Here is a 16,827-nt window from a genome sequence, read left to right as displayed (position 1 = left end):
ATGCTGACCGGCCTTATTTTCGCGACCGAGGAAGCCGAGCACCAGCCCGGCGTGCTGGCGGCGACGCTCCCCTTTGGCGGCATGACTCTGATCGAATATCAGGCGCGGCTGCTGGTCGCCGCCGGTGCGGCGCAGTTGCTGGTCGCGGTCGGGCGGGTGACGCCCCCGCTGGCGGCGGCGGTCAACCGGATCGGGCGGCGCGGCGCCACGGTCGATATCGTCCGCACCGCCGAGGAGGCGAAGGCGAAGGTCCATCCACTGGCGGTCATCGTCGCGCTGGCCGACGGGCTGGTCACGACCGATGCGGTGGTCGAGGGGATGGCGCTGGAGCCGACCGATACGTTGCTGGTGACGCCGAACGGCGATGCGACCGCGGTCGAGCGGGTCGATGCCGATCATTGCTGGGCCGGGGTGGCGACGCTGTCGCTCGCGCGGCTGGAGGATGCCGCGCGGCTGCCGCCCGAATATGATTTCCAGTCGACGCTGCTGCGCGTGGCGACGCAGGCGCGCGCTGCGCACGTCCTGTTGCCGGCGAAGGCCGCGCGGTCGGGGCATGGCGTGGAGCGCGATGCGGGGACGCTGGAGGTGCGCAGCAAGGACGTGCTGGCGTCGCTGGCCGAACAGCGTACCGGGTGGATCGACCGCTATGTCTTTACCCCGGTAACGCGGCTGCTGCTGCCGCTGCTGGTCCGGCGCAAGGTGCCCGACGTGGCGATCGGCGCGGCGGGCGGAGCGCTGGGCGTCGCGGGGCTGGCCGCGATACCGTTCTGGAGTGCGGGCGCGGCGACCGTGCTGCTGTTCCTGGCGATGGTGCTGCTGTCGGCGGGGTCGCTGCTCGGCTGGCTGCGCGGCGAGGACGACCATGCCGCGTGGCAGGAACGCGGGCTGGAGATACTGGGCGTCGCCGGCGTGCTGGGCATCGGGCTGGTCCAGTCGCTGATCGTGCAGACGGGGACGGCGGGGGTGCTGGCGCTGGTCGGAGTGGTGGCGACGATCCTGGCGCGCAGGCTGCCCGCGGTGCGTCCGCCCTGGGCGGCGAGTCCCGCAACGGCACCGGTCCTGCTCGCGCCGTTCGCGCTTGCGGGAACATCGACGATCGGGCTGGCGTTGGTGGCGCTTCATGCAGGGGCAACGCTTGCCCATGCTATCGAGATCATGCGGCGACAGGCTTAGCTTCGCCTTAACCGGGTAAGGTTAAAGCCAGAACCATGTCAGTCGATCCGGTCGATCCCCGCGAAGCCAGTGCTTCCGCCCTCCTGCTGCTCGACCATGTCGCGGCGGCCGAACGGGCCGGGCATCGTCGCCTGCGCGCGGCGGCGGATCATTTCCATGTCCCCGACGATGCGCGGATCGACGATCGCACCGCCGCCGCGCTCGACGCGACGATGCGCGCGACCGTCGCCGGGGTCGATGCCGGTATCCGCGACCATGCCGCGCGGCTGCTCGCGTCGCGTGGCGAGCCGGAGTTGGCGAAGGGGCTGCGCAGCGCGGGAGCGCCGTTCGACCGGGTGATGCAGTCCGGGCTGTTCCGCGAGCCCGCGTTGTTCGGCGAACTCTATGCGCGGGTGCGGATGGACGCGCTGGCGCGGGCGCTGCCGGTGATGGTCGCGCAGGGGAGCGACGCGCCGACGATGGTCGCGCGGCTGGCGCAGGCGAGCGACCGGCTGGTCGCCGCGGCGGCGATCGCGATGCTGGCGGCACAGGCGCGACGCGGGAGCGTGATGGAAGGGGTGCCGGCGGCGGTCGACCTGATCCGGCCCCATCATGCGCGCATCGCGTGGTGGGTCGCGGCGGCGCTGCGCGAGATGGCGGGCGCGGGCGACCGGATCGCCGCGCTGGATGCGGCGCTGGCCGAATCGGTGCGGCGCGCGGTCGATGCGCAGGGCGAGCTGGTGCCGTTGGAGATCGCGGCGATGCGGCTGGCGGTGGCGGTCGAGCCACAGGGGGACGAGGTGCCGGCGTTGCTCAGCGAAGCGATCGGCGACGGGCGGCTGGTGCTGTTCACCGCGATCGTGGCGCGGGCCAGCGGGCTGGCGTTCGAACGGGTGCGCGATCTGGTGATCGATCCCGATGGCGCGCGATTGTGGGTCGTGCTGCGCGCGCTGGCGGTCGATCGCGCGACGATCGCCCGGATCGGCTTTGCGCTGGCCGAGGCCGAACCGGTCCGCGATGTCGAGGGGTTCGCCGACCGGATCGACAGCATCATGGAAGTGTCGCCAGAGGCAGCGCGCGTCGCGCTGGCGCCGATGGCACTCGACGCCGACTATCATGCCGCGATGCTGGCGCTGGGGTCGGCCGCGTGAACGATCATCGACCCGGCGCGCCGCCCGCGATCGGGCGATTGTCGGCCGACGGCGTGCTGCTGGACGCCGAACCGCGTCTGGCCGAGCTGAACCGCCGCGCCGGGGGGGCACCGGGACAGCCGGTCGCGGTGCCGCAGATCGCGGCGCTGGTGCGGCTGGTCCAGCGGCTGGGCATTGCGCTGACCCGCTCGATCGTCGCCGCCGATGGCGAGGATGACATTGCGCTGACCGTGCGCGCCGAACCCGACGAACTCGGCATCCGGCTGGAGGTCGGCGGGTGGCAGGCGGGGGCGCCGTGGGAGGCCGAGCCGGTGTCGCGGCGCGAAGCCGATTTCCTGCGTGCCGATGCCGACTGGCTGTGGACCACCGACGCCGCGCTGCACCTGACGCATGTATCGGACCATGCCGGGCCCCGCTTCGGCTTCGATCCGCAGGGCGTGCTGGGGCAGCCGATCACGCGGCTGTTCGCGCTGAACGACGATGGCGATGGCGGGTTTCCGATCCTGAGCGCGCTGGCGGCGCAGGCGTGGTTCGACGGGCAGGAGGCGGCGATCCGCGGCACGGCGCACCGCGTCCGCCTGTCCGCCATCCCGCGCGTCGATACGCAGGGGCAGTTCGCCGGGTTCGACGGGGCGGCGCACAGCCTGCCCGACGGTCCGGCGGCGGTGCCGGACGAGGCCTCCACCGACCTGCCCGACGGGTTCAGCCGCCGCATCGGCCGCGCGCTGCGCGATCCGTTGGGACGGATCATCGCCAATGCCGACAGCATGTCGGCGCAGACCGAAGGGCCGCTGCGCGACGATTACGTCGCCTATGCCGCCGATATCGCCAGCGCCGGGCGGCACCTGCTGGGGCTGGTCGACGATCTGGAGGATTTGTCGGCGATCGAGCGCGCCGATTTCGCGGTGGCGATCGAGGACCTCGACCTCGCCGATGTCGCGCGGCGCGCGGCGGGGTTGCTGGCGGTGCGCGCGGCGCAGGGCGATGTACGGATCGACCGGCCGTCGTTCGACGACAGCCTGCCCGCCAGCGGCGAGTTCCGCCGGGTGCTGCAAATCCTAGTCAACCTGATCGGCAATGCGGTGCGCTACTCGCCGCCGGGCGGTACGGTGTGGATCCGGATGGAGCGCGACGGCGACGATGCCGCGGTGATCGTCGCGGATCAGGGGAAGGGTATCGCTGCTGCCGATCAGGAACGCATCTTTGCCAAGTTCGGGCGAGTCGATCCGACCGAAGCGGGGGGCAGCGGCCTGGGGCTGTATATTGCGCGACGTCTGGCGCGGGCGATGCACGGCGACCTGCTGGTCGACAGCGCGCCGGGGCAGGGCGCGCGGTTCGTGCTGTTGCTGCCGGGGCGGTTTTAGGAAGGCGTCCGCCGGGACGTCATCCCAGCGAAGGCTGGGATTTCCCGGTGATAGCACGCGGCAGGAGTCGTTGGAGACCCCAGCCTTCGCTGGGGTGACGTTCCTATCGCAGGGATCGAGCTTTACGCGAACGCCGCCTCGGTCAGGTCGCGGAAGCGGGCGAAGGCTTCGCGAGCGGCGGCGAACATCCGTTCCTCTTCCGCATCGCTCATGTCGATAGCATCGATCCGCGCGGTGAAGCGGCGCCAATGCGCCGCGCGGCCGTCGGGGTGGCCGGCCAGATGGCGCGCGCCGTGATCGGTATGCAGCCCGATCCTCTGCGCCGCCTTCAGCAGAAACGCCGCGCCGAGCGACGATCCTTCCGCGACGTACAGCCAGCCCAGTGCCGTCGACATGTCGACAGGCGTAACGGGCGGTGCGTCGGGAACGGGGGGCGGCGCCAGTCCGATATCGCGGAGGTCGGCGGCGATCGCCGCCGATCGCGCGCGCTCGGCAAGGTCGGGGAGTTCGGCGCGCAACGCCGGCGCAGCGTATAGCGGGCCAAGCGCATCGTGGAACGCCTGCTGCGCGCGCAGGAAACGGACATAGCGATCGCGCGCGGCGAACGGGTCGAGTGCCATGATCCGCGCGTCGAGCCGGTCGTGGATCGCCGCGGTCGCGGCCTTCAAACGTTGCGAACGGGTGGGGGTATCGGTCACGCTGCCCGCTTACCCCCTTTGCCCCGCGACCGGAAGTTCAGAACAACCCGTCGTCGTCCTCGTCCTCCTCGACCACCGCGCTCGCCACCGCGAAGCCCGGCGGCACGTTGGCGGCATGGACCTCGCGTTCCTGCGCCATGGTGTAGAGCGCGCCGATCTGTGGCAGCAACATGCCCAGCGCCATCGTCGCCGCGTCGGAAAGGGCACCGAACGGCGGTGCCGCCGATAGCACGATCGCCGCCTGTCGCATCGTCGCGCCCAGTTGCAGCTCGGCGCCGATCTCGTCGCCGGCGATCGCCAGCAGCTCGATCAGCTGCCGCGCATCGTCGCCGCCTTCGCGGACCGCCAGGTCGGTGCGCTGGCACCCCTCGCGGATCACCACCAGCGCCTGTGCCAGCTTGCCGCCCATGTCGCCATCGGCCGCGTCGGCACGCTTGGTCGCCAGCGCGCCGTTGGTTTCTGCCAGTTCGGCGATGGGGCGACCGATGCCGCGCATCGCATTGCCGAGCGAATGGGCATAGATGTCGACTTCGCCCGCGACGACCGACACCGCCTTGCCCAGATCGCCGTGGCGGCGGCACAGCAGGCGGGTGTTGGTCGCGATGTCCTGCACATTGAACTGGACGCGTTGCAGCTGCGTCAGCCGGCGGGTGAGTTCGTCGACGGTGTCGGTGATGAGGCACAGCATCGATGCCGAGCGCTGGTCCGCCTCCTGCAACTGCACGGTGATCACCGCGACTTCGCCGACCGCTTCCTCGATCTGGATCAGGAACGGGCGACCGCCGCGGCCGGCATCGTCGTCGATCAGTTCGAGCAAGGCGGCGGTGTCGGGCTGCAACGCCTTGAGCGAGGCCACCAGCAGCACCGCATCGCGATCGAAATCGGCGGCGCTGGTTTCGAGCAGCGCGGCGAGCAGGCGGTAGATCACCGCCGTCACCTCGACCTGCGCCGAGACGTCGGGCACGTCGAGCAGGCAGGTGTCGAGCAGTTGCAGCGCCGAGACGACATGCTCCAGCCGCTGGCGCGTGCTGTCGCCGACCTGCAGCGCGCCGAGCATCGTCGCTACGCGGCCCTGCACCGTCCGCGCGATTTCGGCGACCTGCCGCGCCATCGCCGCGACATCGCCGAGATGCGCGTTGAGCGCGCCCGCATCGCGGACCAGCCGCCGCGGCACCGCCGGCAGAATCTTGATGGCTTCGGCGGCGAGCAGGCGCCCGGCCTGCTGCACGCTGCCGACGCTGCCCGACAGCTCCTTCAGCTTGGCGAGAAAGCCTTCGAGATGTTCTTCACCGGTGGCAAGACGTTGCCCCATGTCGTTGACGAAGCCCACGAAAGCGGCCTCGCCCGACGCGGCGATCTTGATGTTCATACCATAGATATGCAGCACGCGCAGCGCCTGGCGCATGTCCATCACATGGTCGCGCAGCACGCGCGAGGCGGCGCCGATCCGGGCCATGTCCTGATCGCGATCGGCCTGCACGGCGGGTAGCGCCTCCAGCTGGCCGGCGACGTCGGTCAGGCTCGACACCGCGATCCCCGCGACGCTTTCATCGAGTGCGCCGGTCACTCCTTCGATCGAGTGGATGATGCGATCGATCGTCTCGATCGCGGTGGCGAGCGTGGTGCCGGCGCGGACGAAGCGCGCGTCCATGCCCGCGGCGACCAGTGCTAGTTTCCGCTTCAGTTCGGACAGGTCGATCGCCTGCGCATCATGGGTGTCGATCCGGATATGCTGCATGGCTTCAGTCCCGGCTGGCAGGGAGGAGGAGGCGGACGACGGTCATCGTACCGTCGCCTGCAACAATTCGCGGGCGATCGCGTGGAGCGGTACGATCTTGTCCGCCGCACCGCGTGCGATCGCTTCCTTGGGCATGCCGAACACGACCGACGTCGCCTCGTCCTGCGCGAAGGTGCGGGCGCCGGCCTGCCTCATTTCCAGCAGGCCGCGCGCGCCGTCGTCGCCCATGCCGGTCATGATGATGCCGACCGCGTTCGACCCGGCGTTGCGCGCGGCGGAACGGAACAGCACGTCGACCGACGGGCGATGGCGCGACACCAGCGGGCCTTCCCGGACGGCGACGACATAGCGTGCCCCCTGTCGTTCGAGCATCATATGGCGCAAGCCGCCGGGCGCGATCAGCACATGGCCGCGCATGACGGTGTCGCCGTCCTCAGCCTCCTTCACGTCGACCTGGCACAGCCCGTTCAGCCGTTTGGCGAAGGCGCGGGTGAAGCTTTCCGGCATATGCTGGACGATGACGATGCCGGGCGAATTGGCGGGCAGCGCCTCCAGCACCTCGCGCAGCGCCTCGGTCCCGCCGGTCGATGCGCCGATGCACACCACCATTTCGGTCGTGCGGCTCATCGCGCGGCCGGTCGGGGGCGGGAGGACGGCGTCGGCGGTCAGCTTGGCGGGCGGGGAAGTCGTGCGGCCCGTTGCCGGCCGACCACGGACCCGCGCCCGCGCCGCGCCCTTCACCGTTTCGCGGATGCGCATCTTGGCGTCGTTCAGATGGTCGGCGACGCCCATGCGCGGTTTCAGGATGACGTCGACCGCGCCGGCCTCCAGCGCCTGGAGCAGGGTTTCCGATCCTTCCTCGACCAGCGACGAACACATCACCACCGGGATCGGACGCTGGCTCATCAGCTTGCGGAGGAAGGTGACGCCGTCCATTCGCGGCATTTCGACGTCCAGCGTGATGACGTCGGGCACCTCTTCCTGGATATAGCGCGCGGCGGCGAAGGGATCGGCGGCGGCGGCGATCACTTCGATGGCGGGGTCCTCGTTCAAAATGGCGGTCATCGCCTGGCGGACGCTGGCACTGTCGTCGATGACGAGCACGCGGATCTTGGCCATGTCAGCCCTTCCGGAACACGGTGTAGGATGCGGTCGTGACGGGCAGGTCCATGCCGGCGATCGATTCCGAATGACCGAGGAACAGGTACCCGCCGGGCGCCAGGCAGTCGCACAGCCGGCGCACGACCTTTTCCTGCGTCGGCTTGTCGAAATAGATCAGCACGTTGCGGCAGAAGATCAGGTCCATCGGCTCGCCCACCGGGTAGCTGGCATCCATCAGGTTCAGCCGCGCGAAGCCGATCGCCGAGCGCAGATGGGGGACGATCCGTACCTTGTTCGTCTTGCGATCGATCGCGTTGACGACATAGCGCTGGCGCAGTGATGCGGGGACCGGTTCGACGAGTTCGGCCGGATAGATGCCGAGCCGTGCGGTTTCCAGCACGGCGGTGTCGATATCGGTGGCAAGGATGCCGTAATCGGTCCCGCTGCCTTGCGCGAACTGATCGAGGATCATCGCCATCGTGTATGGCTCGGCCCCGGTCGAACAGGCCGCGCTCCACGCGCGGATGCGACGGCGGCCATTGTCGACCAGCGTCGGCAACGCGGTCTTGGCCATGAAGTCGAAATGGCCGGGTTCGCGGAAGAAATCGGTCTTGTTGGTCGTGACCGCGTTGATCAGATGGATCATCTCCTGCGGGTCGGCGCTGCCGTCGAACAGGTGATCGCAATATTGGTCCAGCGTCGCCATGCCGGTATCGCGCAGCCGTCGTTGCAGCCGACCCTGCAGCATGGTGGCCTTGGTCGCGGGCATCTTGATGCCGGTCTTGTCGAAGATCAGCGCGGACAGCTTGGCGAAGCGATGCGGGCTCAGGCGATCGGTGTCGGCGGCGAGGGCGGGCAGGGCGGACATGCGGGCGGTTTCCATCGGGCGGCGCCGGCACCGGGTGCCGCGTCGGTAAAAGGTGGCGGATCACGCCGCATCCGGAACGGGATGCGGCGTGGTGCCGGTCAGGCAGCGTCGGCGATGACTGCGACGGCGGCGTCGTCACCGGCGAAGATTTCCGCGACGTCGATGACCACGACGAACCCGTCGGGTTCGCGTACGACCCCGGCGATATAGTTCGATCGCCAGCGCATCCCGATATCGGGTGCCGATTCCAGCCGGTCGTGCCCGAAGCTGGCGACCGCGATCACCCGGTCGACGACGAGGGCGAGCGAGAGCGTGCGGTCGGCGAGCGTCAGGTCGACGATCAGGACGCGGGTGGCGAGCGTCGCGTCGACCGCGGCAAGGCCGAGCCGCAGGCGCAGGTCGATCATCGGCACGCCCTGGCCCCGGACGTCGGTGATCCCCAGCATCCATGCCGGGCCGCCCGGCACGCGGAAGGCGGGGCGGTAGTCGAGGATTTCGCGGACCATGGTCACCGGGACCGCGAACATCTCCTCGCCAAGGCCGAAGGTGACGACCTGTACCATGGCGTCGCTCGTCATGCCGCGCGTCCGAATTCGGCGTCGTCATGGTCCGGGCCACCCTGCGACAGGTCGAGCGCGAAGCCGCGGGCGCGGGTCTGCTGATCGGCGACCGAGTTCGGCTTGGCCTTCGCCTTGGGCTGGGTGCGGGCGGCGGGCTTGCGCGCGGCCGGACGGCGCGCGGCGGGACCGTCGTCCACCCGGAAGAAGGCGATGCTCTGCTGCAGTTCGTTCGCCTGTCCGGCCAGTTCCTCGGAGGTCGAGGTGATCTGTTCGGACGCCGACGCGTTCTGCTGCGTTACCTGGTCGAGCTGCTGCAACGCCTGGTTGATCTGGCTGGCGCCGATGTCCTGTTCACGGCACGCCGCGCTGATTTCGGACACCAGTTCGGCAGTCCGACGGATGTCGGGGACCAGCTTGGTCAGCATTTCGCCGGCCTGTGCCGCCGCCTGCACCGTGTCGCTCGACACCGCGCTGATCTCGGCAGCGGCCGTCTGACTACGCTCGGCGAGCTTGCGGACTTCGGAGGCGACGACCGCGAAGCCGCGGCCATGTTCGCCCGCGCGTGCCGCCTCGACCGCGGCGTTCAGCGCCAGCAGGTCGGTCTGGCGCGCGATTTCCTGCACGATGCCGATCTTTTCGGCGATGGTGCGCATCGCCTTGGCTGCACGGTCGACCGCGACGCCGCTGGCTTCGGCATCCTTCGACGACTGACGTGCGATCTTTTCGGTCTGCGCGGCATTGTCGGCATTCTGCTTGATGTTCGCCGCCATCTCTTCCATCGAAGCTGAGGCTTCTTCGGCCGATGCCGCCTGTTCGGTTGCACCCTGCGAAACCTGTTCGGACGAGGCCGACAGTTCCTGGCTGCCGGCGGCGACATTGTCCGCCGCTGCCGTAGCGTCGCCGACGACGCTGCGCAGCCGCTCGACCATCGACACCAGTGCGTGGCCCAGCTTGTCCTTGTCCGACAGCGGGGTGTGGTCGACGGTCAGGTCACCGTTCGCGATCGTGTCGGCCAAGGCGGCCGACTGGCGCAGTGCGCCAGTCATGCGGTTGACGGTGTCGACCAGATCCTTGATCTCGTCGTTAGTCTTGACGGTCACTTCCTGATCAAGGTCGCCGACGGCCACCGCGTCCAGCGCGACGCCGACCCGCTTCAATCCCCGTGACACCGTAAGCGAAATCCAGATCGCGCCGGCAACCGCCACCAGCAGTGCTACGATGGCCGTAGCGATCAGCGTCGTGCGAGCCTCGGCATACAGGACGTTCGTGTCGTTGTCCGCCTGCTTCATCTGACCGCGCTGCATCTCGGCAAGTTCCTCGATCGAATTGCTCATCGACATGACCCGGTCGCGACCTTCGCTCATCGACAGTGCCATCGCCTCGGCATTTTTGTTGACCAACGCGAGGCCGCGCACACGGTCGTTGACACCCTTATACGCCGTCCATTGGTCGGCAACCGCACGCCAGGTCGGCAGTTCATCCGGCTCGGCGATAGCCGTGCCCTCCGTCAGCAACTGATCGACATGCTTGCGCTGTGCCATCATCCGCTCGTCGAAGTTCTTCGTGGTCGCTTCGTCGGTGGTCGAGGCCATGTTCTTTTCGTTGCGAACCACGCGGCCCGATTCGCCGTCGATGGTCAGCGCGATGTCCAGCGATTTGGCAGGACCGGCGATGATTTCGCTGATCGCAGCGTTCAGGCTCCCCATCTTGGAGACGCCAACGCCGATGACCACGGTGAGCAGCAGGATGACGGCGGCGAAAGTAGCGGCCAGCTTGGTCTTTATGGTTGCACGCATGTGATATTCCCCCCCCCCGGGAATGGTTAGTTGATGGAAGCTACCGCGATGTCGCGGTGATCGATATTTCGGAAAATGGCGTTCAGATCGGGCAGCACCACGATGTCGTCATCGTGCCGGACGAGCGTCCGGACATAGTCGCGACGCCAGCGCAGCCCGACGACGGGCGCACCTTCGCTGGTGACCGCATCGAAGGTCGCGACTTCGTGGACCTTGTCGGTGCGCAGGCCGATCATCACCGCTTCGCCGTCCAGATCGATTTCGATCACGACGATGCGGCTGTCGGGCGTCGTCACGGCGACCGTCATGCCGAAGGCGAGGTGGAGATTGGCCAGCGGGATGATCCGCCCCCGGAAATTGACGACATGGCTGACCAGCGGCGGCGCGCCGGGCACCCGCGTTTCGTGCATCATGTCGAGGATTTCGCGAACCAGCACCGCTTCCAGCGCGAAGCTCTGCCCGCCCAGGTCGAACACGAGGACCTCGAGTTGATTGTCCTGGTTCCACGGCACGGTGGTCGTCGGCACGTTATCCGGCTGCACGCAGCGTCTCCTCATGCGGTTGGCCGAGCGCGATCAGCTGGGCGATGTCGAGGATCAGCGCGACCTCGCCGTCGCCGAGGATCGTCGCACCGGCAAAGGTGGTGGCGTCACGATGCAGCGCGGTCATCGGCTTGATGACCGTCTGGTGGTTGCCGATGATCTGGTCGACGACCAGCCCGACGCGCCCCTGCGGCGTCGCGACGACCACGATCTTCTGAAACGGATCGGGCCGGGTATCGGTGGCGAACAGCTCGCGCAGGCGCAGGAACGGCACCAGCTTTTCACGCAGCGTGATGAGGCTGCGGCCCCGGTGGCGCATATCGTCCTCCAGCGAGAGTTCGATACATTCCTCGACCGCGGTCAGCGGAATGACGAAGCGACCGGTCCCGACCCGGACGAGCAGCCCGTCGATGATGGCGAGGGTCAGCGGGATGCGCAGCGCGATCAGCGAGCCTTCGCCCTCGCCCGACTGCACGTCGATCGATCCGCGCAACCCTTCGATCGTGCGCTTGACCACGTCCATGCCCACGCCGCGCCCCGACAGGTTGGTGACGGTCGCCGCAGTCGAGAAACCGGGGGCGAAGATCATCTGCAACAGGTCGTGGTCGCTGAGCGCCTGATCGGGCTGGATCAGACCGTTCGCTTCCGCCTTGGCACGGACGCGGGCGCGGTTGATGCCGCGGCCGTCGTCGCGAATGGTGATGACCACCTCGCCCCCGGCCTGATGCGCGGCGAGGCGGACGGTGCCCGCGCTGGGCTTGCCGGCGGCGGCGCGGTCGTCCGCCGTTTCTAGGCCATGGTCGCAGCTGTTGCGGATTAGGTGGACCATCGGGTCGAACAGCCGCTCGATCACGGTCTTGTCGACTTCGGTCGCTTCGCCTTCGGTTTCGAACTCGATCGCCTTGCCGGTGTCGCGCGCCAGATCGTGGATCAGGCGGCGGAAGCGCGAGAAGAGCGATCCGACCGGAACCATGCGCAGCACCATCATGGTTTCGCGCAATTCGCCGGCCAGCCGTTCGATCTCTTCCGATACCGAGCGCAGCACGAGGTCCTGCCCGCGATCGGCGAGCTGCGACAGGCGGCTCTGCGCGATCACCAGTTCGCCGACGCGGTCCATCAGCGCATCCAGCCGACCGGCCGGCACGCGCACGCTTTCCTCGGCCTTGGCGGTCGCGCGGGCGGTTGGGCTGTCGGGGGTGGCCGCTTGCAGGGCGACGACCGGCTCTTCCTCGATCCGGGCCGGTTCGGCTGCCACTTCCCCGTCGGCTGCGAGCGGTTCGATGGTCAGTTCCATGTCGTCCATCACGAAGATGAACACGTCCTCGATATCGTCGCGCTTGATGTCGCCGACCAGGGTGACGTCCCAGCCGATATGACATTCGGTCGGCACCAGCTGCGACAGCGGCGGCACGGCGTCGGTGCGCGCGACGATGGCGCAGTCGCCCAGCTCGCGAAGTTCGTCGAGCAGCATCAGCGGGTTAGTGCCGTTGGCCATCGCGTCGACCGGCAGCTTGAACGACACCTTCCAGCCCGCACACCCGGCAGCAGCCGGTGCGGCGGGGGCGGTGCCCGATGCCTCCTCGATCGCCGCCTGCAGCCGGACGAGGATCGCATCGCCCTCCGCCTTCGGCGCATCGCCGTCGACCAGCGCGCGCATATGATCCTGTGCCGACAGGATCACCGCGACGAGCGCGGCGGTGGCCGGTACCTGACCCTTGCGAACGCGGTCGAACGCGGTTTCGCAGTGGTGGGTGAAGCCCGCCAGCGCGTCGAAACCGAACATCGCACCCGAGCCCTTGAGCGTGTGCAGCCCGCGGAACACGGCGTTGACGAGATCGATGTCGTCGAGCCGGTGGCCGAGGTCGAGCAATCCTTGCTCGACCTGGTCCAGCACCTCGCCCGCTTCGACGCGGAAAGCGGCGACGGGATCGTCGATCACCGGCCCAGCACCTTGCGTGCGACCTTGACCAGCTGATCGGGGACGAATGGCTTTACCAGCCAGCCGGTCGCGCCGGCGGCCTTGGCCTGGTTCTTCATCTCCGGGTCGGACTCGGTGGTCAGGAAGATGATCGGCACGCCGGCCTGCGCCGGCTGCTTGCGCAGTTCGCGGATCATCGACAGTCCGTCCATGTTGGGCATGTTCAGATCGGTGACGATCATGTCGAACTTGGCCGCGTTCGCCTTGGCCAGCCCTTCGACGCCGTCGCCTGCTTCGGTCACGCTATAGCCTGCACCGGTCAGTGCGATGCGGATCGCCATGCGCAGGCTGGCGGAATCGTCGACGGCGAGAATGGAAGCGGTCATTGCAGCGGGACTCCGTGGAACCAGAAAACGTTGTCGTCGGGGGTCATCGCGTCGGTAAATCCCGCGCGGCGAAGAAGGGCGGTGAGCGCGTGGTCGGCGGCTGCCGCCAGACGGATGTCGCCACCGTGCAGCCGCGCTTCGGCGCGCAGGCTTTCGATGAGTTGCAGGACGCTGAGATCGGGGGCGGTCAGGCCGGACGCGTCGAGTACGACGTCGCTATCCAGAGCCAGTTCACGAAGCGCATCGGCAGCGGCTCCTACCGACGTCATCGTCAGGTCGGGCGGCAGCGCGAAGGTAGATGGCATACGGTAAACCCCCAAGGAACTGGGGATCGGCTTCGCAGTGCAGCCTTAAGATCGATTTAAGCACAGAGGAGGCGTTGCCGCGGCCAGCAGCGGCGTCGTGGGCGTATCAGCGCCGGACGTTAACGATCCCGGCGCGGTTTTGGCGGATCGACGTCAACAGCCGGGACGCGCCGTTAACCTTCGGCTGCTTGGACGTCATCCGAAAGTCTAACAGGAAAATTCGCGCAAATTTCGCGCTTGTGCCCGCCGGAGGCGCAGCGAGTATAGTCAGCGACGCGGCAAGCGGCGCGCGATCAGTACCAGCAACAGGCCCAGCGCAGCGATCACCGATCCGCTGACGACCCAGAGATACTGGTCGATCATGAAGGAACTGGCGGGCCAGCGGATGATCCCCATCCCCTGACCCAGCCAGAACAGTCCGACGAACGCGAGGATCGCGCCAACGATCGTAAGCGTGCGCCGGACGTAGCGCATGTCAGCGCTTGCCCACGGGCAGATAGTCGCGCTGCGTAGGGCCGGTATAGAGCTGGCGCGGGCGGCCGATCTTCTGTTCGGGGTCCGAGATCATCTCGTTCCACTGTGCTACCCAGCCGACGGTGCGGGCGAGCGCGAACAGCGCAGTGAACATCGTGGTCGGGAAACCGATCGCCGACAGGATCACGCCCGAATAGAAGTCGACGTTCGGGAACAGCTTCTTCTCGCGGAAGTAATCGTCGTTGAGCGCGATCTCTTCCAGCTGCAGCGCGGTTTCGAACACGGGGTCGTTGACGCCCAGCGAATCGAACACTTCACGCACGGTCTTCTGCATGACCGTCGCGCGCGGGTCGTAGTTCTTGTACACGCGGTGACCGAAGCCCATCAGGCGGAACGGATCGTCCTTGTTCTTGGCACGGGCGATATATTCCGGGATGCGGTCGGGCGTACCGATTTCGCGCAGCATGTTGAGCGCGGCTTCGTTCGCGCCGCCATGCGCCGGACCCCACAGGCAGGCGATGCCGGCTGCGATGCACGCGAACGGGTTCGCACCCGACGAACCGGCAAGGCGCACGGTCGAGGTCGAGGCGTTCTGTTCGTGGTCGGCATGCAGGATGAAGATGCGGTCCAGCGCCTTTTCGACGACCGGGTTCACCTCATATTCTTCCGCCGGCACGCCGAAGGTCATGCGCAGGAAGTTGCCGGTGTAGCTCAGGTCGTTCTTCGGATAGATGAACGGCTGACCGACGCTGTACTTGTACGCCATGGCGGCGATCGTCGGCATCTTGGCGATCAGGCGGTGCGACGCGACCATCCGCTGGTGCGGATCGGTAATGTCGGTCGAGTCGTGATAGAAGGCCGACAGCGCGCCGACGACGCCGCACATCACTGCCATCGGGTGTGCGTCGCGACGGAAGCCGCGATAGAAGCCGGCCAACTGTTCGTGCAGCATGGTGTGGCGCGTGATCGTGCCGGTGAACTTGTCCAGTTCTTCGCCCGACGGCAGTTCGCCGTTCAGCAGGAGATAGGCGACTTCCATGAAGCTCGACTCTTCGGCCAGCTGCCCGATCGGATAGCCGCGGTGCAGCAGCACGCCTTCATCGCCATCGATATAGGTCAGCGCCGAGTCGCAGCTGGCGGTCGAGGTGAAGCCGGGGTCGTAGGTGAAGTTACCCGTCTGCGCGTACAGCTTGCGGATATCGATGACGTCCGGACCGATCGTGCCCGATCGAACCGGAAATTCGACGTCCTTGCCCGCAACCTGCAGTTTCGCGTTATCGGCCATGTGGCGTCTCCTGTCTCGTTATGCGGCCGGTGCGGCCATCTGGTCTTTGATGCGGCCCAGGCTTTCGTCGCGGCCCAGCAGGGCGAGCACGTCGAAGATACCCGGTGAGGTGCGCGAACCCGTCAGCGCGGCGCGAAGCGGTTGCGCGGCGGCACCCAGCTTCAACCCCGCTGCCTCCGCCACTTCGCGTACCGCAGCTTCGATCGTCTCCGTATCCCATGCTGCGAGTGCGTCAAGCTTGGCGTGCAACTGCGACAAAATCGCACGAGCGTCCGAAGTCAGCAGCGCGGTCGCGCCGTCGTCCATCGCCAGCGGGCGCGACTTGAAGAAGAAGGCGGCGTTGGCGGCGAGTTCGTTGATATCGGCGGCGCGGACCTTCAGCACCGGCATGGCGCGGTGCAGCAGATCGCGCTCGATTCCATCCGGCAGCCGTTCGGCAACGAGGTCGGTCAGCCGCGCATCGTCGGCCTCGCGGATATAGTGGCCGTTGAGGTTCAGCAGCTTCTTCGTATCGAAGCGCGACGGCGAACGGCCGACGCCCGACAGGTCGAACACCTCGGTCGCGCGGTCCCGGCTGATGATCTCTTCGTCGCCATGGCCCCAGCCAAGACGCAGCAGATAGTTGTTCAGCGCTTCGGGCAGCACGCCCAGCTCGTCGCGATAGGCCTCGACACCCAGCGCGCCGTGACGCTTCGACAGCTTGGCACCATCGGCGCCGTGGATCAGGGGGACATGGGCGTAGACCGGATCGGGCCAACTGCCCTCGACCGCGTCCATCGCGCGGATCAGCGCGAGCTGGCGAAAGGCGTTGTTGAGGTGATCGTCGCCGCGAATGACATGGGTGACGCCCATGTCGTGATCGTCGACCACGACCGCGAGCATATAGGTCGGCGTGCCGTCCGAGCGGAGCAGGACGAAATCGTCGAGTTCGGCATTGGCGACGGTGACTTCGCCCTGCACCTGATCCGGGATGGTGACGGCGCCTTCCTTCGGCGCCTTCAGCCGGACGACGAACGGGGCGCCTTCGGGGGCGTCCTCGGCCGGACGGTCGCGCCAGCGGCCGTCGTAGCGGATCGGCTTGCCCGCGGCGCGCTGTTCTTCGCGCAGCGCGGTCAGTTCCTCCGGCGTGGCGTAGCAGCGATAGGCGTGGCCCGCGTCGAGCAATTGCTTGGCGATGGCGGCATGGCGATCGGCACGCGCGAACTGGAATACGGCGTCGCCGTCCCAGTCGAGGCCGAGCCAGCGCATGCCGTCGAGAATCGCGTCGATCGCCGGCTGGGTCGAGCGCGCGCGATCGGTATCCTCGATCCGCAGCAGAAACCGGCCGCCATGGCGACGGGCATACAGCCAGTTGAACAGCGCAGTGCGGGCGCCGCCGATATGGAGGAAACCGGTCGGCGACGGCGCGAAACGGGTGACGACAGGCGTCGCGGAATTGGTTGCGCCCAAGCGCGGATGCTCCCAGAAATCGGGTGGACAAGATATGGCA

At 67.8% G+C, this 16,827-nt stretch carries 16 protein-coding genes; 3 read left to right on the top strand and 13 right to left on the bottom strand.

What is annotated here, in order from left to right:
• The 3 genes from MF610_RS02660 to MF610_RS02650 are packed head-to-tail and all read left to right on the top strand — an operon-like array spanning position 1 to position 3,667.
• Positions 1 to 1,173: a hypothetical protein gene (locus MF610_RS02660; protein WP_242192550.1), complete on the top strand. Its 1,173-nt coding sequence runs from the start codon at positions 1 to 3 to the stop codon at positions 1,171 to 1,173.
• 35 nt (positions 1,174 to 1,208) lie between these two features.
• Entirely contained in the window at positions 1,209 to 2,303 is a 1,095-nt protein-coding gene (locus MF610_RS02655; RefSeq protein ID WP_242192549.1) for a DUF2336 domain-containing protein, read from the top strand.
• Positions 2,300 to 3,667, top strand: a complete 1,368-nt coding sequence (locus MF610_RS02650) for a PAS domain-containing sensor histidine kinase (protein ID WP_242192548.1) — start codon at positions 2,300 to 2,302, stop codon at positions 3,665 to 3,667. The genes MF610_RS02655 and MF610_RS02650 overlap by 4 nt, the downstream gene beginning before the upstream one ends.
• Positions 3,668 to 3,789: 122 nt before the next feature.
• Here MF610_RS02650 and MF610_RS19140 read toward each other — a convergent pair whose 3' ends face one another.
• From MF610_RS19140 to gltX, 13 genes are all read right to left on the bottom strand, one after another.
• Positions 3,790 to 4,365, bottom strand: a complete 576-nt coding sequence (locus tag MF610_RS19140; protein ID WP_242192547.1) for a biliverdin-producing heme oxygenase — start codon at positions 4,363 to 4,365, stop codon at positions 3,790 to 3,792.
• Between the two features lie 37 nt (positions 4,366 to 4,402).
• Complete coding sequence (locus MF610_RS02640; protein WP_242192546.1) at positions 4,403 to 6,103, bottom strand: hypothetical protein; 1,701 nt, start codon at positions 6,101 to 6,103, stop codon at positions 4,403 to 4,405.
• Between the two features lie 42 nt (positions 6,104 to 6,145).
• The gene (locus MF610_RS02635) at positions 6,146 to 7,222 is read right to left on the bottom strand and encodes a protein-glutamate methylesterase/protein-glutamine glutaminase (protein WP_242192545.1); all 1,077 of its coding nucleotides are present in this window, start codon (positions 7,220 to 7,222) and stop codon (positions 6,146 to 6,148) included.
• Position 7,223: 1 nt separating this feature from the next.
• Positions 7,224 to 8,072, bottom strand: coding sequence for a CheR family methyltransferase (locus MF610_RS02630; RefSeq protein ID WP_242192544.1), 849 nt, complete (start codon positions 8,070 to 8,072; stop codon positions 7,224 to 7,226).
• A gap of 98 nt (positions 8,073 to 8,170) precedes the next feature.
• Positions 8,171 to 8,650, bottom strand: coding sequence for a chemotaxis protein CheW (locus tag MF610_RS02625; protein WP_242192543.1), 480 nt, complete (start codon positions 8,648 to 8,650; stop codon positions 8,171 to 8,173).
• A complete protein-coding gene (locus MF610_RS02620; RefSeq protein ID WP_242192542.1) occupies positions 8,647 to 10,428 on the bottom strand; it encodes a methyl-accepting chemotaxis protein in 1,782 nt (593 codons plus the stop codon). Before MF610_RS02620 ends, MF610_RS02625 begins: the two co-directional genes overlap by 4 nt.
• Before the next feature lie 26 nt (positions 10,429 to 10,454).
• Positions 10,455 to 10,970, bottom strand: coding sequence for a chemotaxis protein CheW (locus MF610_RS02615; protein ID WP_242192541.1), 516 nt, complete (start codon positions 10,968 to 10,970; stop codon positions 10,455 to 10,457).
• Positions 10,957 to 12,909, bottom strand: coding sequence for a chemotaxis protein CheA (locus tag MF610_RS02610; protein ID WP_242192540.1), 1,953 nt, complete (start codon positions 12,907 to 12,909; stop codon positions 10,957 to 10,959). Before MF610_RS02610 ends, MF610_RS02615 begins: the two co-directional genes overlap by 14 nt.
• Complete coding sequence (locus MF610_RS02605; protein WP_242192539.1) at positions 12,906 to 13,274, bottom strand: response regulator; 369 nt, start codon at positions 13,272 to 13,274, stop codon at positions 12,906 to 12,908. Before MF610_RS02605 ends, MF610_RS02610 begins: the two co-directional genes overlap by 4 nt.
• Positions 13,271 to 13,579: an STAS domain-containing protein gene (locus tag MF610_RS02600; protein WP_242192538.1), complete on the bottom strand. Its 309-nt coding sequence runs from the start codon at positions 13,577 to 13,579 to the stop codon at positions 13,271 to 13,273. The genes MF610_RS02605 and MF610_RS02600 overlap by 4 nt, the downstream gene beginning before the upstream one ends.
• A gap of 267 nt (positions 13,580 to 13,846) precedes the next feature.
• Entirely contained in the window at positions 13,847 to 14,053 is a 207-nt protein-coding gene (locus MF610_RS02595; RefSeq protein WP_242192537.1) for a hypothetical protein, read from the bottom strand.
• A gap of 1 nt (position 14,054) precedes the next feature.
• Entirely contained in the window at positions 14,055 to 15,338 is a 1,284-nt protein-coding gene (gene gltA, locus MF610_RS02590; protein ID WP_242192536.1) for a citrate synthase, read from the bottom strand.
• 18 nt (positions 15,339 to 15,356) lie between these two features.
• On the bottom strand, positions 15,357 to 16,787 hold the full coding sequence (gene gltX / locus MF610_RS02585) for a glutamate--tRNA ligase (protein ID WP_380870624.1): 1,431 nt from the start codon (positions 16,785 to 16,787) through the stop codon (positions 15,357 to 15,359).
• Between the last annotated feature and the right edge of the window lie 40 nt (positions 16,788 to 16,827).

It is taken from the genome of Sphingomonas hankookensis (assembly GCF_022664465.1).
Lineage (GTDB): Bacteria > Pseudomonadota > Alphaproteobacteria > Sphingomonadales > Sphingomonadaceae > Sphingomonas > Sphingomonas hankookensis.
This window is presented reverse-complemented; position numbering and strand designations above follow the sequence as displayed.